Raw genomic sequence first — 15,233 nt, forward strand, 5'->3', positions numbered from 1 at the left:
ACCAAACCCTGAACAGCGCTAACCTATAAGCGCGGACTCTAAGGGGAGCAGGTCAGGAAGATCGTCACAAAGCTTACGGGCCTCGATACGCGCCAAGAGGATATCAACGTCGCTTTGAGCCATGCCTTTTCGCTCCAATCGGGGCGACATGCCAACACCCGGCAATACGTCCGGTATAGCTACCATAGGATCGCAGCGATGCTGAGAGATGTTGGCTGCACGTGACTGACACGCACATCGAACACGCGCGTCGAAAGTCTTTGGATGCGAGAGGGGCCGAAAGTGCCAATGAAACAACCAAAGAAAAGGCGGCTCTGGCTTAATGATGGATCGTGCGTGCGGTTACGGCCCAGAGTTCGTTTCCCTGGCCGTACAGGACTGGATTAAAGCTGTTGGAGCCAAGACGGCTTACATCGAACCAGGCTCACCTTGGGAGACCGGATACTGCGAAAGCTTCAATGCCCGGTTCCGCGATGAATTCCTGAATGGGGAAATCGTCTACGGCCTGCGCGATGCGCAAATCCTGCTCGAAGCATGGAAGAGACAAGACACCACGAAACGACCCCACAGTCCTCTGGGCGACCGACCCCCAGCCCCGGAAACCATCGTCCAGATGGACCAAAAGCCGATCATCCACTAACACACAAATTGGATCACTCACTTGGGGCTGATCAATGGCCAGGCAAGCTAACAAGAATTCGGGAACGGTGCGCGTGTGGTATGCGGCAGGCAGCACAAATCCAAGCGCCGTGAAACCCATTTGGCCCGTTGGATTTCATGATATTGATCAGGAAAAGCTGACGCGTGCTGAGCGAGATGAATATCGCAACGCTTACAAAAGAAAGACGATCCGGTACAGATCTGGAGAGGAAGTGAATAGAGAGGAGCTAGACACCTCCTTTTCCTTGATCCCTGAGCGAAAGAAGCCCTCTGGCCCGCAGCCCCTCATGAACTTTGGCGGATCATGGACGATCGTCACTGCTGAAACTCGGAGGCTTCTCAAGGACCTAAAGCCCGGACGACTACGTTTTGATCCGGTAGAAGTTCTGAATGCCGCCCGGACCGCGCCGCTTTGGGAGGGCGCGGATCTCCACATTATGCAGGTCCTGACCTGTCGACGTGAGGTCCTGATCGAGGAGTCATACGGGATCGGTAAGAAACGGCTCGACATCACGCCAGATGGGACTGACGTCTTCATGATCCATTCTATCGACCGCCACGATGCACTCGTGGTGGCCCCGCCCGAACGGGGCGGCGCCGAGATGTGGCTCGACGACCGGCTGATGGGCGCACTGTTCATGTCCGACCGTGTGGCAACGGCGCTCAAAGCGGCGAAGCTGACACGCGGCTGGAGCCTAAAGCGCTGCGTCGTCAAGGCCGTTCATTAAGCTTACGCTTCCCAACGCAATGGGGAAAAACTCGGGTGCTTTAGACTTTCATGTTCATCGCATCATTCCCGAGAAGGCTTTCGATAACGGGGACGTTAGGGCCTCTATAAGACTTCTTTCTAATGAACAGTTTTCAACACCTGGGCGATAAGACACGGGCAACCTTACTGGCCTATTCACCCCAACGCCTGACACATCTGTGTCCAAACGTGACAGCCGTGCGCGCGGAACAGGCGTACACATATCCCTATGGTTTTCGTTTCGCTCTGCGGAAGGGCCAGACCAAAAGGGAAAGGTACAGTCATGATAGTCACCGTCTGGTCTCATATCCGCGTCGCAATGATCGCCACCTTTCTGACGGCGCTTGCCAGCGGGGCGTCTGCCCAGAAGTCGACACCGCCGCTCGCCGATTGGGTCCTTGCGGAGTACGGGCCCGCCCCGGTAATTCCACAAGGGGAGCTGTCGGCAGAGTTGCGCGACGCTGTCACGGGGTTGGTCGCGCACAGCATCGCGCAGGCGGATTGGTCCACCGACGACCGCGCGGTCTTTGACGTCATCGCCGAAGCAGACGATCCGCGCGTGGCATGGCTCCTGACCGACATGATGCGCTTCAGCTGGCGGACTGAGTTTCGAGCGGAACTGGCCGGTACGGCCATCGACCTACTGGGGGTGGAGGTGACGACCTTTAACCAGTTCATCGAGATCGTCGATCATCTGCTGGCCTGGGACATCCCCGCCTACCCCGATTACCTTGGCGACAAGCGTGCCGTCTTCAACAACTATGTCCCGGGATGGGAACGAATTTTCGTTGAGGGCGAGATCGACTGGCACCAAGTCACCTGGGGCGGCGTGAACATTGACACGCGCCCCTTCGGTCGCACCGATGAGGTCTGTGATTGCATCCCGGCCGCCGACAATCCGGAGGTCGAAACGGCGGAAGAGGCTACTTGGCTCGGCGAAAGTGACATCATCTTCGGGATCGTGATCAACGGCGAAGCCCGCGCCTATCCGCGCCGGATCATGGAAGTGCGGGAGATGGTTAATGACACGCTGGGCGGGCGCGACCTGGGCATTCCATACTGCACGCTCTGCGGGGCGATGCAGGCCTATTTCACGGATAATTTGCCGGCGGGGGTCGAAAGGCCGATCTTACGCACCTCTGGCCTGCTGATCCGGTCCAACAAAGTGATGTACGATCTGGAAACCTGGTCTGTCTTCGACACCTTCCTGGGCAAAGCGGTGACCGGACCACTGGCCGAAATCGGCCTGGAGTTGGAGCAAGCGACCGTCGTGACAACGGAATGGGGCGCCTGGCGCGCCGCGCATCCAGAGACGACTGTGCTGATCGAAGACTTGGCGCTGGGCCGCGACTTCGACTTTCGCAATGGGCGGGATGCGCGTGGGCCCATCTTCCCGGTGGGCGATGTCGATCCCCGGTTGCCGGTGCATGAGGACGTCATCGGCGTGACCGCGCCATCGGGTCAGAAGTACGCGTTCCAGCGGAGCGCCGCCGTGGCGGCGTTGATCGCCGGACAGGAGGTCACAGTCGACGACATCCGACTGCGGCTGGACGGCACGGGCGTCCGAGCAGAAGGGACGGATGGGTCCGACCTGGGCAGCCACGAGGCGTTCTGGTTCGCTTGGTCCCAGTTCCACCCGAACACGGCGCTCTGGCCGCAATAGATGACCCATACGGACGATGTTGCGAGCTACGGTCAATGGCCACAACCGGGACGAGGCCCAGTGGCCGCGCAGATCACAGCTTAGTCTTCACGGGTTTATGCCACGGTCAAAGGCCGATGAGGCGAGCGTTCGGCACACGTGAAGACCGCTACCCAAAACACCATTATCCGCGCAGATGATGCGATCGCCACCCTACCCTCGTTGGTTTCTGACCTTAGCTTCCACAAACCGACCGTGCGACACAGCCCCTCACGATGTCGCTTGAAAGCGCGCCAAAGCCGCGGAGATCGTGTCCCGCAAGCCGTCGGAATTGTAAGGCTTGTTCAGGATTGGGACGCTCGGGAATTTGTCCAAGATATCGACGTTCGCACCATAGCCAGTCGCCAACACAACGGGGATCCCGCGTTCCTGGCAGCGCTGGATGACGGGGAGCGACGTCTCATTCCCCAGATTAACATCCAACAGCGCCAGCGTGATGTCCTGTTTGTCGAGGACAGCCAATCCATCCACAACCGAGCTTGCTGTATGTACGGCATCAGCGCCGAGATCCGTGAGCATGTCGACCGCGTCCAAGGCAATGACCAGATTGTCCTCCAAAACAAAGAAGTGACCGTTCAAGCGGACCTCGGATGGATGTGGCGTTGCCTGTTGCTGCGGCGTGCTGCTTATAGGCGTAGCCGTCGGCCGCACATGGGCGGAGGGCAAAACAAAGTCGGCTTCAAAGCCCGTCATGCGATATCGCACCTCTGCCTGTCCCTGTAACTCAAAGGGAATTGATCGCTCGATAATCGTCGTGCCAAAGCCGCGGCGGGTCGGCGCCTGAACGGGCGGGCCGTTTTCGTCGCGCCATGAAATCTTCGCAGCCCCGTCAGGTTGCAATCGGACGTCCAGGCGAACGGAGCCAGACGAGTCATTCAGCGCCCCGTATTTGGCCGAATTGGTCACCAGTTCATGGATCACCAACGCCAAGGTCGAAAACGCCGTCGGCGACAATTCGATGTCATCCCCGGTGACGATCACGCGATTGGCCTTCGCGGTCAGAAAGGCCTTCACTTCCGTTTCGACCAGGGAGCGAAACACGGACCACGTCCATTCGGTTTGCGTCAACTGATCGTGGGCCCGTGCAAGCGCAAAAATCCGATCCTCCAGGACCAACCTGTAATCATCGATGGATCGCGCGTCCTCCTTCCCCTGGGAGACGAGGCCCCTGATAAGATTGAGAATGTTGCGGACCCGGTGGTTCAATTCCGCCACCAGAAGCTCTTGCTGGTCTTGGGCGCGTTTGCGCATGGCATTGCGCTCATCTGCGATCTTGAGAACGACCTCCAGCAGCGTCACGCGGAGCGCATCGGCCGCGCGCAATTCGGCCCCACGCCAGGGCGCAGATTTGCCACGAACGACTTGCTGCCAGGCGGCAAAGCTTTTGCGGGGCGTCAACCGGATGCCGTTTGGGCCGACCTCGACGGGTTTGTCAGGGTTCCCCGCCCATTTGACCGAGGAGGCGATTTCCCGACGGAATAGCACCAGGTAGTCGCGCGGCGTGCGCGACACTGGCAGGGCCAACACGCCTGCAACCCGGTCAGCAAAATCTTCTGCGCCTGGATAGCGCGTGGCGAGGGCGTCGGTCTGATACACTTGGCCAGCAGGCGTGGTGTTCAAGAACCGCGCGAGCCCCATGAATTCCTCCGCCGTGGGCGCGACCCCCACAGATTGGTAATCACCATCGGCGTAAACGGCCGCGCCATCAAAGGGGATCACCTCTTTGACGCTTTCTGACAGAACGTCGAAGGCCTCCGCCATGCTCTTGCCACCGGACAGCTGCGTCATGAGGCGGTCGTGTAAGGAACGGGCTCGGTCGACCTCCTCCAATTCGATGGTCAATTCAACTTGCGACAGTTGATAATTGAACAACTCCGCAAACAACTCGATCTCGCTCCGCACCTCATAGCTAATGTGCCGTGGTGTGCGGTGATGGCAGGCGAACAACCCCCAGAGTTTTCCGTTTCGGATGATGGACACGGATAGCGACGCCCGCACGCCCATGTTGCGGAGGTATTCCAAATGCACCGGCGATACCGCGCGTGTGACAGCCAATGATAGATCCAGGGGCCGCCCATTCGGATCTTTCTCGGGGCGGATGGCATAGGTGTCCCCTGTGATGTCAGCAATTATTCTGAGGGGGCTGCGAAGATATAAGCCTCGGGCCTGCTTCGGAATATCGCTTGCAGGATACCGGAGGCCCAGGAAACTGTCCTGTCCAGGTTCGGTCGTTTCCGCGATGACGGTTCCGCTGTCGTCTTCGTTGAACTTATAGACCATGACGCGATCAAAGCCGGACAATACCTTTACCGCCCGCACCGCCTCTCGCGCCATCTTCTCGACGGTGTCATGGCGCCTCACACGGCCCACCAGGGCGCGGACGACCGAGGAATCGTTGGTCGCCGGTGCCTCGGCTTTCCGCGGTTCAAACTCAAAAATGATGTTCTGGTCGCTTTGACTGATTGAGATATCGAACAGGCGGTCATCGCCAAAGACGGCGTATGAAAACAACCGCGCCGCCCCGGACTGATAGCCAAGGACCTGCATCTTCGTGCGTAGATGATGCACCGTTTCGTGCGAGATGATTTCAGAAAAGCGCGACCCAATAATCGATTCCGCGTCAAACCCAAGCAGGTCTTTGCAATTCTCGGAGGCGTAGGTCACCATCCAATCGGAAGACACCGCGATCAAACAGCCGTAGCTCTGCACCCGTCCGAGAATGTGGATCGGCTCCCGGTCGCAATTGGTGATATCGTAGCGTTGCTCTGTCCCTAGAGATCTACTCTCAAGCATAGGCCCCCCAAGTGCTGTTTACGTGTCGCGCGCATGCCTGATAGTGGCGAAAGATCGCGTTGGCGTCGTTTACAATTTGATCCGCATCCGGGTCATGCGCCGCCATCCCTGCGGTCCGCTCGCAGAACGCGCGCCATTGGGTAGCGGCGTCGGGCGCGGCAAAGTAGGTCCCGGCCCCACGAACCTGCGCATCGGTTGCGGCAAGCCATCTTCGCTTGAGGACTTTGGTGCCCAAACGAGATCCCAAAACGATGTAGTCAATCGCGACGGGATGGGGGCGCACCGAAAGCGGTTGCGGTGAACGACCCGGTTGGACCCCTAGGCTGCGGAGGTCCTCGGATGCTCGGTCCAGCAGATCCGCGATCACCGGGCGAGACGAAGCGCCGTCAGCATGGGGCAACAGCGATGCAAACCCGTGGATCTGGAGCAGCAAGAAGCGGCAAAAACCACCCCGTTCTGTCAGATCAAAATCCGAAACAAGTGCGTCCAGACCCTCGTGAGAGCTCTGGGTTTCATTCCGGAGCCGCCCCCGTACTGTCGATTGTTCTGTCCTGCCCATGGTCGGTATGTGTCTCACATCCCACGAAGTTCAACCTACTGGCGACTGGGTTTCATCGCAATCGGACCCATTGAGGGATCGCCACTCTTGTGCGCCGTGGGGCGCAGAGCGACCGTATCATACGTAACCAGTTAAGGCCGCCAAACCGTGTCCTGGCTGACGCGCGTGATGCTTGACGCCAGAACATCAAATTCGTGGCGAATGTGGTTATAGACTTTTTGCGCCGCTGGCTTCAGCTTTTGCCCGCGCAGGCTTAACACGCCCAGATGCCGGTCAGGATCGCCAATCTTGATAGACAACGCGCCAACCGAATGCTGGTTGCGCATCATGAACACCACGGAAAACGGCAGAACGGTCAGGGCGTCCGACCCAGTCAGGATGTTCACCGTGGCGCTCAGCGACCCGCCCGTGAAACTGACCTTGAAGTCCTTGATCCCGATCTCCTGCAGAACGGTGCGGAGGTCTTGATACAGGGGACTTCCCGCTGGTGGAGCGATCCAGGGATACTTGCCAATGTCGGACAATTTGACGGACCCACGTCGCACAAGCGGGTGGGCGGCCCGACAGGCGATGACGTTGCGCCCGGGCAAGATCTCGTGGAAGTCGATATCATCCGGGATCGACGACACACGCATCGGCAAGACAGCCAGATCCAACGATCCATCGCGCAGTTTCGGGATGAGGTCGCACATATACCCGTACACCTGATCAATCCGCACGTCGGGGCGTTCGAACTGAAACCCGGCCAGCATCCCCGAAATCACCCCGTCAAAAAAGAACGGCGTCCCGCCCACATGGACCGCGCCGGATTTGCCGTCGCGATACTGCGCCAACACCGTCGAGCTTGCGCGACCCGCCTCGTAGATCTTGCGCCCTTCTGCTGCGAGCGCGAGGCCCAGTTCCGTCGGTCGTAAGGGGCGCCTGTCCTTCTTGAACAAGGGCGCATCGATCCGTTGTTCGAGCGCGGCAAGCGATCGGCTTAGGCTTGGTTGCGACTTGCCCAGCATCTCGGCGCCCTCGCTCAGACCGCCCTTTTCAACAATCGCAAAGAGCATTTCGAGGTGGCGCGGATCAAGTTTCATAACATTGTGTTATATTGTTCGCCCAAAATTCGATCAAGGTGTCTATTTGGTGCGTCATGTTGTCACTCAACGAAGGGAGGCGGTCTCGTGCTCGATACAACTCAGTTCTCGAACGATCAGACGGTGGCCTTTGGCGCGGGTCTTCGTCGAAACTTCGCCGAACATCTCCGCACCTCCGGGTATGAGCGGCCCCTGATCCTGACCACGCCGCAGCAGTGCGAGCTGGGGTTAGAGCTGGCCGAGATCCTGGGCGCCTCCGCCGCAGGCGTGTTCTCCAAGGCGACGATGCACACGCCCACCGATGTGACCGACGAGGCGCTTGTCCATTTGCGGGACGTCAAGGCCGACAGCGTTCTGTCCATCGGCGGCGGCTCCACCATCGGCCTGGGCAAAGCGTTGGTCTTGCACACGGACATCGGACATATCGCGCTGCCGACGACCTATGCAGGCAGCGAATGCACACCGATCCTGGGGCAGACCGAGAACGGCGTGAAGACAACGATGACCGACCCAAAGCTGCGGCCGGGCATTGTTTTGTACGATGCGGAGCTTGTGGCGACCCTGCCTGCGGCCATGACCATCACCAGCGCGCTGAACGCCATGGCCCACGCGGTCGAGGCCCTCTACGCCAAAGACCGGACGGAGACGGCAACGCAGCTCGCGCTCGAAGGGATTGCGGCGTTCCAAACCTCACTGCCTGCCGTGATGGAAAACCCCGGGGATCTAGCGGCGCGCCAGGCCACGCAGGAAGGCGCCTGGGCTTGCGGAACCGTGCTAGGCCAAGTGGGTATGGCGCTGCACCACAAGCTTTGCCACACGCTCGGCGGGTCGCTGAACCTGCCGCACGCAGAAACGCACGCCATCGTCTTGCCCCATGCCACCGCGTTCAACCAACCGGCGGCTGCCGAAGAACTGGCGCCTCTGGCTGACCTCTTTGGGGCCTCAGATCTGGCGCGTGCGTTGTGGGACTTCGCGAAATCCCTGGATGCGCCCACGGCCCTCAAAGACCTGGGCGTCGAGGAGGCCGACCTGGACCGTGTCGCGGACCTGGCCACGCAAAACCCCTACCGGAACCCGCGCGAGATCACCAAAGACGGGATCCGAGCGCTGCTTGGCCGTGCCTGGGAAGGCGCCGCGCCACAGGCCTAACCTATTGTATTCGTTTGGGAGGACGAACCATGATCACACGTCGCAACCTACTGAAAACCTCAGGTGCCGCGGGCCTTACGCTGGCCGCAGGCGGCCTCGCCGCCCCCGCAATTGCCCAAGGCGCGCGGATCAAGGTTGGCTATGTCAGCCCGCAGTCGGGCCCGCTGGCGGCCTTCTCGGAGGCGGACCAATTCATCCTGGACGCCTTTGCCGGATCCGACGCTGGGGCGAACTTTGAGGTCATCGTCAAGGACAGCCAGTCCAATTCAAACCGGGCCGCCGACGTGGCGAGCGAGTTGATCATCGACGACGGCGTGGACCTTATGCTCGTCGCCTCCACCCCAGAGACGACGAACCCGGTCGCCACGACCTGCGAGGCCGAAGAGGTGCCCTGCATCTCGACCGTGGCGCCCTGGCAGCCCTATTTCATCGGTCAACAAGGCAACCCCGGTGACCCCGGCTCGTGGGAGCGGTTCTATTACAGCTACCACTTCTTCTGGGGCCTGGAGGATGTGATTTCGGTCTTCACCTCCATGTGGAACCAATTGTCGACGAACAAACAGGTTGGCGGGCTGTTCCCGAACGACGGCGACGGCAATGCCTGGGGGGATCCGAACGTGGGCTTCCCCCCTGTCCTTGCCGACCAAGGGTTCGGGCTGACCGATCCTGGTCCGTACCAGAACCTCACCGATGACTACTCCGCCCAGATCAACGCCTTCCGGTCGAACAACGTCGAGATCGTCACTGGCGTGCCGATCCCGCCCGATTTCACCACCTTCTGGACCCAGGCCAAACAGCAGGGCTTCACGCCCAAGGCGGCCTCCATCGGCAAAGCGATCCTGTTCCCGCAGGCCGTCGAGGCGCTCGGCGACACCGGCCATAACCTCAGCTCCGAGGTCTGGTGGTCGCCGTCGCACCCCTTCACCTCCTCCGTGACGGGTCAAAGCGCCGCCGATGTGGCCGCCGGTTTCACGGCCGCGACGGGGCGGCAGTGGACGCAGCCGATTGGCTTTGTCCATGCGCTCTTCGAGATGGCCGCGAACGTCATGGGTCGTGTGTCTGACAGTGGCGACCCCGATGCCGTAGCCGAGGCGATTGCCGCCACCCAGTTAGACAGTTTGGTCGGTCGGATCGCTTTCGACGGCGCGGGTCTGCCGCCCTTTGCCGCGGCCAATGTCGCCAAGACGCCGCTTGTGGGTGGCCAATGGCGGCTGCGCGACGGCGGAGGCTACGACCTTGTGATCGTGGATAATTCCGACCAGCCGGACATCCCGACCGGCGGCGTCATGGAAGAAATCACCGCCTGATCCACGGGGCCGTTGCCACGCGGCACGGCCCATCCCCCTCATGGCCCGGATGCCCAGACGGCATCGGTCAAGGAACCGCTATGTCCATTCTTGAACTGAAAAACGTGTCCAAAGCGTTCGGCCAACTCAAGGTGACCGATGACGTCAGCTTTGCGGTGCCCGAAGGACAGGCGCTGGGCATCATCGGGCCGAACGGGGCGGGCAAATCGACCCTGTTCAACCTGATCACCGGAAACCTGACGGCTGACACCGGGACGATCGCCTTTGAGGGCACGGACGTGACAAAGGTCCCGGCGATGCAGCGGTGCTTTGCTGGGGTCGGTCGGTCGTTCCAAATCCCGCAGCCCTTCGACAACCTGACGGTCTTCGAAAACCTGTTGGTCGCCGCCATGCACGGCCGCAACACCAATCAGGCGGCGGTGGAACAGGCCTGTGCTGACATCCTGCTCCAGACGGAACTGATGCCCGTCGCAAATGCGCCCGCCTCCGGTCTTTCGCTGTTGCAACGCAAACGGTTGGAGATGGCGCGCGCGCTCGCCACGGATCCGAAGCTGTTGCTCCTGGATGAAATCGCCGGAGGGCTGACCGACGCAGAATGCGTGGCCCTGATCGACACGATCAAATCGATCCACGCGCGCGGTGTGACCATCATCTGGATCGAACATGTCCTGCACGCCCTGACCAGTGTGGTGGAACGCCTTCTGGTGCTCGACTTCGGCAAGGTCATCGGCATCGGCGCACCGGACGAAATCCTGAACCGCCAGGATGTGCGCGAGATCTATTTGGGGATCGACGTATGAGCCTTCTGACAACCACAGGGCTGACGGCCCACTACGGCGATTTCCAAGCCCTGTTCGGGGTCGATATCGCCCTGAACGAGGGTGAGACGATTGCCATCATCGGCGCGAACGGCGCGGGCAAGACCACGCTGATGCGCTCCATCTCGGGCGTTTTGCAGAACGGGCCCGAGATGATCACGCTGAGCGGTCAGCCGATTGGCGGCCTGAGCGCGGACCAGATCCTGCCCCTGGGCCTCGCCATGGTGCCGGAAGGGCGACGGCTCTTCCCATCCCTCAGCGTCGAGGAGAACCTTCTGATTGGCACCTACGGCCGGAAAGTCGACGGCTATTGGTCGTTGGAGGCGATCTACGATCTGTTCCCTATCCTGGCCGAACGCCGCAACAACCCGGGCACCGCACTGTCGGGCGGGCAGCAACAGATGGTGGCCATTGGCCGGGCCCTGATGTCGAACCCCAAGGTTCTGCTCTGCGATGAGATCAGCCTCGGCCTCGCCCCAGTGGTGATCAAGGACATCTACGCCGCCGTCCCCAAGATCCAGGCCAGCGGTGCCAGTTTGATCGTGGTCGAGCAAGACATTGGCCAAGCCATGAAAGTGGCCGACCGCGTCTACTGCATGATGGAGGGGCGGGTGACGCTGGAAGGCACGCCCGACAGCTTCAGTCGCAATGACATCCACGCCGCCTATTTCGGAGTGAGCGCATGATCTGGCTCGATACACTTGTTCAGGGCATCCTGCTCGGGGGGCTCTATGCCCTTTTTGCTGCGGGGCTGAGCCTCGTTTTCGGGATCATGCGTCTGGTCAACCTGGCCCATGGCGATCTGATCGTGATGGCCGCCTATCTGATCCTCCTGCTTGTCACGCTCCTGGGCCTGTCGCCCTTTGTGGCCGCCGCAATCGCCGCGCCGCTGATGTATCTGATCGGCTGGGGACTGCAGAAGCACCTGCTGAACCGGACCCTCGGCACGGATATCTTGCCGCCGCTTTTGGTCACTTTCGGCCTGTCCATTGCACTACAAAACGCCCTGCTGGAGGGGTTCAGCGCCGACAGCCAACGCCTGCCCACGGGCGAAATTTCGACGGCGTCGGTTGATCTTGGGGTCATGACGGTTGGTGTCCTGCCGCTGCTGACGTTTGGATCTGCTGTGGCCGTGATCGTGGGGCTGAACCAGCTCTTCTATCGGACCGAGCTTGGCCGCGCCTTCCGCGCCACATCCGACGATCCGACCACGGCGAGCCTTATGGGCATCCGCCCGAGCGACATCTTTGCCAAGGCCACCGCCATCGCGATGCTCGTGGTGACCTTGGCCGCGCTCTACCTCGGGATGCGCTCCAACTTTGATCCCAACATCGGTCCGGCGCGCCTGATCTATGCGTTTCAAGCGGTGATCATCGGCGGGCTGGGCAGCCTATGGGGCACGCTTGCCGGGGGGATCATCATTGGCCTCGCCCAGACTATCGGCGCCGCGATCAACCCCGAATGGCAGATCCTGGCAGGCCACGTCGCCTTCCTGATCGTCCTTTTGCTCCGCCCCCGCGGCCTCTTTCCAAGGGCTTTTGACTGATGACCACGCAGACGCAAACCCCCGCCTATGTCGTCACGACGCAAACCAAGGCGTCACAGATAACCGCCGTCGCCGCCTGTGCCTTGCTCGCCGCTCTTGTCTTGCTTCCCTTCGTGGCGGGTCGTGGCCTGATCCAGGATTTGTTCTTCGTCCTAACCATGCTGGTTCTGGCGCAGTTCTGGAACCTGCTGGCGGGCTACGGCGGCATGGTGTCGATTGGTCAGCAGGCCTTCGTCGGGATGGGCGCCTATGCCATGTTCGGCGGCGTGATCCTGGCCGGGATTGATCCGATCCCAGCGATCCTGCTGGGGGGCGTTGCGGCCCTGATCGTAGCCATCCCGACGGCCTTCTTCGCCTTCCGCTTGCAGGGACCCTACTTTGCCATCGGCACCTGGGTCATCGCCGAGGTGATGCGCCTGATCATGGCGCAGACGCAGTCCTTGGGCGGTGGCACCGGCACCTCCCTCCCCAGGGCTGCCACGCGCGAGATGTGGGCGACGGAGTGGATTGCGGAGCTGTTCGACGTCCGCAACTCGGCCGCCCGGGACATCCTGACCTATTGGCTGGCGCTCGCGCTCGCCGCCGCCTCCATCGCCGCGATCTATGCCCTGCTGCGGTCGAAGCCCGGCCTTGCCCTGTCGGCGGTACGCGACAACCCCGAGGCCGCTAAATCCGTGGGCGTGGACGCGGGGCGCATGAAATGGGTCGTGTTCCTGTCCTCGGCTTTCGGCACCGGCCTCGCAGGCGCCCTGATCTATGTGCAGAAGGCCCGGATCAGCCCGGATGCTGCCTTCAGCGTCACCGACTGGACGGCCTATGTCCTCTTCATCGTGATCATCGGCGGCATTGGCACCATCGAAGGGCCGATCATCGGGGTGATCATCTTCTTCCTGCTGCAATCCCTGCTGGCCGATTTCGGCAGCTGGTACCTCTTCACCCTCGGGATCATCGGTATCCTGGTGATGCTGATCGCCCCACGCGGCCTTTGGGGCCTGATCACCGACAAGACCGGCATTCAGCTCTTCCCCGTCCGCAGACGGCTGAGCGGCGGCACCCAAGACACATCCGACACATGAGACATTCCAAGACGTCCGGAGGAGACATCCATGGCTGAGATTGAGACAGACGTTCTGATCATCGGAACGGGGCCTGCGGGGTCAGCGACCGCCGCGCTCCTGTCGTCCTATGGGATCGAGAACATGGCGATCAATCGCTATCGTTGGCTGGCCAACACGCCGCGTGCCCATATCACCAACCAGCGCACGATGGAGGTGCTGCGCGACCTGGGTCACGACGTCGAGGAGCAGGCCTATCTAAATGCCGCGCACCAAGACCTGATGGGCGAGAACGTCTTCTGCGAAAGCCTCGCGGGCGAAGAAATTGGCCGCATGAAAAGCTGGGGCAACCATCCCCTGTCCAAGGCCGAACATCTGCTGTCGAGCCCGACAATGATGAACGACCTGCCCCAGACCTTCATGGAGCCGATCCTATTTAACACCGCCTGTAAGCGGGGCACCCAGGCGCGGATGAGCACGGAATACATCAGCCACGAACAGGACGAGGCAGGCGTGACCACCACCTGTCGCGACCGCCTGTCCGGGCGGGAATTCCAAATCCGGTCAAAGTACCTGATTGGCGCGGACGGCGGCAGCTCCAAGGTTGCCGAACACTGCGGTCTGCCGTTCGAAGGGCAGATGGGCGTGGGCGGGTCCATGAACATCGTGTTCCGTGCGGACCTGTCCAAATACGTCGCGCACCGGCCCTCGGTTCTCTACTGGGTGATGCAGCCCGGATCGAACGTCGGCGGCATCGGCATGGGCCTTGTGCGCATGGTCCGCCCCTGGAACGAATGGCTGATCGTCTGGGGCTACGACATCAACGAAAAACCGCCTGTCGTGGACGAGGCCTTGGCGACGCAGGTCGCGCAGCAGTTGGTTGGCGATCCGGAGCTTGAGATCGAGTTGCTCAGCGCGAACACCTGGACCGTGAACAACATGTACGCCACGCACATGCAGAAGGACCGTGTGTTCATCATGGGCGACGCGGCCCATCGCCATCCGCCGTCGAACGGGCTTGGGTCGAACACCTCCATCCAGGACGGCTTCAACCTCGCTTGGAAGCTGGCCGCTGTGATCAAGGGCGAAGCCGGGGGCGCCCTGCTCGATAGCTACAGCGTGGAGCGCGCACCGGTGGCGAAACAGATCGTGACCCGCGCCAACCAATCCATCGGAGAGTTTGGCCCGATCTTCGAAAGCCTGGGCATGACCGGCGGCTCAGACCACGCAGTCATCAAAAGCAACATGGACGCCCGCTGCGACACTGGTCCAAGCGCCGAGAAACAGCGCGAAGCCATCCGAGAGGCCATCGCCTTCAAGAAGTATGAGTTCGACGCCCACGGCGTTGAAATGAATCAACGGTACAAATCCGCAGCAGTCGTGACCGATGGTCAGATGGAACCGGCCTTCGAGTTGGACGCGGAACTGCACTACCAACCCACCACCTGGCCCGGAGCACGCCTGCCGCATGTTTGGGTCTTTGACCATGACACGGGCGCCCAGGTGTCGACCCTCGACCTCTGCGGACGGGGTCAGTTCACTGTGCTGACCGGTATCGGGGGCGAAGCTTGGGGCAAGGCTGCAGACGCCATCAGCGCCGAGATGGGCGTACCCCTGCGCGTGCATGTGATCGGCCCACGCCAGACCTACGTCGATCATGCCGGCGATTGGGCCCGCGCGAGCGAGATCGGCGATACCGGGTGCCTGCTGGTCCGCCCGGACCAGCATGTGGCCTGGCGCGTCGAGGACATGGCCGATGATCCGCAAGCAGACCTGAAACGCGCGCTCACCGCCATCTTGGCGCGCTAGAAAGG

12 protein-coding genes and 1 pseudogene are annotated in these 15,233 nt (G+C 61.1%); 10 read left to right on the top strand and 3 right to left on the bottom strand.

What is annotated here, in order from left to right; translation table 11 throughout:
* Nucleotides 1–162 precede the first annotated feature (162 nt).
* The 3 genes and pseudogenes from K5R33_RS04855 to K5R33_RS04865 form a co-directional block, all read left to right on the top strand.
* Nucleotides 163–640, top strand: a pseudogene (locus K5R33_RS04855) (integrase core domain-containing protein); the annotation flags it as partial.
* Nucleotides 641–1,097: 457 nt separating this feature from the next.
* The gene (locus tag K5R33_RS04860; RefSeq protein WP_220747895.1) at nt 1,098–1,388 is read left to right on the top strand and encodes a hypothetical protein; all 291 of its coding nucleotides are present in this window, start codon (nt 1,098–1,100) and stop codon (nt 1,386–1,388) included.
* Nucleotides 1,389–1,691: 303 nt separating this feature from the next.
* Nucleotides 1,692–3,071: a DUF3179 domain-containing (seleno)protein gene (locus K5R33_RS04865; RefSeq protein WP_255576132.1), complete on the top strand. Its 1,380-nt coding sequence runs from the start codon at nt 1,692–1,694 to the stop codon at nt 3,069–3,071.
* A gap of 249 nt (nt 3,072–3,320) precedes the next feature.
* On the opposite strand, the gene K5R33_RS04870 is transcribed toward K5R33_RS04865, so the two are convergent.
* From K5R33_RS04870 to K5R33_RS04880, 3 genes are all read right to left on the bottom strand, one after another.
* Entirely contained in the window at nt 3,321–5,903 is a 2,583-nt protein-coding gene (locus tag K5R33_RS04870; RefSeq protein ID WP_220747896.1) for an HWE histidine kinase domain-containing protein, read from the bottom strand.
* Entirely contained in the window at nt 5,896–6,336 is a 441-nt protein-coding gene (locus tag K5R33_RS04875) for a heme oxygenase-like domain-containing protein (RefSeq protein WP_220747897.1), read from the bottom strand. The genes K5R33_RS04870 and K5R33_RS04875 overlap by 8 nt, the downstream gene beginning before the upstream one ends.
* A gap of 257 nt (nt 6,337–6,593) precedes the next feature.
* The gene (locus tag K5R33_RS04880) at nt 6,594–7,544 is read right to left on the bottom strand and encodes a LysR family transcriptional regulator (RefSeq protein WP_220747898.1); all 951 of its coding nucleotides are present in this window, start codon (nt 7,542–7,544) and stop codon (nt 6,594–6,596) included.
* A gap of 87 nt (nt 7,545–7,631) precedes the next feature.
* Between K5R33_RS04880 and K5R33_RS04885 the strand changes: the two genes are divergently transcribed.
* From K5R33_RS04885 to K5R33_RS04915, 7 genes are all read left to right on the top strand, one after another.
* Nucleotides 7,632–8,693 carry a maleylacetate reductase gene (locus K5R33_RS04885; protein ID WP_220747899.1) on the top strand — a complete coding sequence of 354 codons (1,062 nt, stop codon included), beginning with the start codon at nt 7,632–7,634 and terminating at the stop codon, nt 8,691–8,693.
* 29 nt (nt 8,694–8,722) lie between these two features.
* Nucleotides 8,723–10,000, top strand: a complete 1,278-nt coding sequence (locus K5R33_RS04890; RefSeq protein ID WP_220747900.1) for an ABC transporter substrate-binding protein — start codon at nt 8,723–8,725, stop codon at nt 9,998–10,000.
* Nucleotides 10,001–10,080: 80 nt separating this feature from the next.
* Nucleotides 10,081–10,800 (top strand): ABC transporter ATP-binding protein, encoded by a 720-nt coding sequence (locus tag K5R33_RS04895; protein ID WP_220747901.1) that lies wholly within the window; start codon nt 10,081–10,083, stop codon nt 10,798–10,800.
* Complete coding sequence (locus K5R33_RS04900) at nt 10,797–11,504, top strand: ABC transporter ATP-binding protein (RefSeq protein ID WP_220747902.1); 708 nt, start codon at nt 10,797–10,799, stop codon at nt 11,502–11,504. The genes K5R33_RS04895 and K5R33_RS04900 overlap by 4 nt, the downstream gene beginning before the upstream one ends.
* Complete coding sequence (locus K5R33_RS04905) at nt 11,501–12,364, top strand: branched-chain amino acid ABC transporter permease (RefSeq protein WP_220747903.1); 864 nt, start codon at nt 11,501–11,503, stop codon at nt 12,362–12,364. The genes K5R33_RS04900 and K5R33_RS04905 overlap by 4 nt, the downstream gene beginning before the upstream one ends.
* Nucleotides 12,364–13,440, top strand: a complete 1,077-nt coding sequence (locus tag K5R33_RS04910) for a branched-chain amino acid ABC transporter permease (protein ID WP_220747904.1) — start codon at nt 12,364–12,366, stop codon at nt 13,438–13,440. Before K5R33_RS04905 ends, K5R33_RS04910 begins: the two co-directional genes overlap by 1 nt.
* Nucleotides 13,441–13,470: 30 nt before the next feature.
* The gene (locus K5R33_RS04915; RefSeq protein ID WP_220747905.1) at nt 13,471–15,228 is read left to right on the top strand and encodes an FAD-dependent oxidoreductase; all 1,758 of its coding nucleotides are present in this window, start codon (nt 13,471–13,473) and stop codon (nt 15,226–15,228) included.
* The last annotated feature ends 5 nt before the right edge of the window (nt 15,229–15,233 follow it).

Origin of the sequence: Jannaschia pagri (genome assembly GCF_019655435.1) — a bacterium.
Taxonomy (GTDB): Bacteria; Pseudomonadota; Alphaproteobacteria; order Rhodobacterales; family Rhodobacteraceae; genus Jannaschia; species Jannaschia pagri.

What these genes read in the sequence shown, in the direction of transcription:
- K5R33_RS04915 (WP_220747905.1), top strand. Translation starts at nt 13,471, where the DNA reads ATGGCTGAGATTGAGACAGACGTTCTGATCATCGGAACGGGGCCTGCG.
- K5R33_RS04870 (WP_220747896.1), bottom strand. Translation starts at nt 5,903, where the DNA reads ATGCTTGAGAGTAGATCTCTAGGGACAGAGCAACGCTACGATATCACC.
- K5R33_RS04865 (WP_255576132.1), top strand. Translation starts at nt 1,692, where the DNA reads ATGATAGTCACCGTCTGGTCTCATATCCGCGTCGCAATGATCGCCACC.
- K5R33_RS04900 (WP_220747902.1), top strand. Translation starts at nt 10,797, where the DNA reads ATGAGCCTTCTGACAACCACAGGGCTGACGGCCCACTACGGCGATTTC.
- K5R33_RS04895 (WP_220747901.1), top strand. Translation starts at nt 10,081, where the DNA reads ATGTCCATTCTTGAACTGAAAAACGTGTCCAAAGCGTTCGGCCAACTC.
- K5R33_RS04860 (WP_220747895.1), top strand. Translation starts at nt 1,098, where the DNA reads ATGCAGGTCCTGACCTGTCGACGTGAGGTCCTGATCGAGGAGTCATAC.
- K5R33_RS04905 (WP_220747903.1), top strand. Translation starts at nt 11,501, where the DNA reads ATGATCTGGCTCGATACACTTGTTCAGGGCATCCTGCTCGGGGGGCTC.
- K5R33_RS04890 (WP_220747900.1), top strand. Translation starts at nt 8,723, where the DNA reads ATGATCACACGTCGCAACCTACTGAAAACCTCAGGTGCCGCGGGCCTT.
- K5R33_RS04910 (WP_220747904.1), top strand. Translation starts at nt 12,364, where the DNA reads ATGACCACGCAGACGCAAACCCCCGCCTATGTCGTCACGACGCAAACC.
- K5R33_RS04880 (WP_220747898.1), bottom strand. Translation starts at nt 7,544, where the DNA reads ATGAAACTTGATCCGCGCCACCTCGAAATGCTCTTTGCGATTGTTGAA.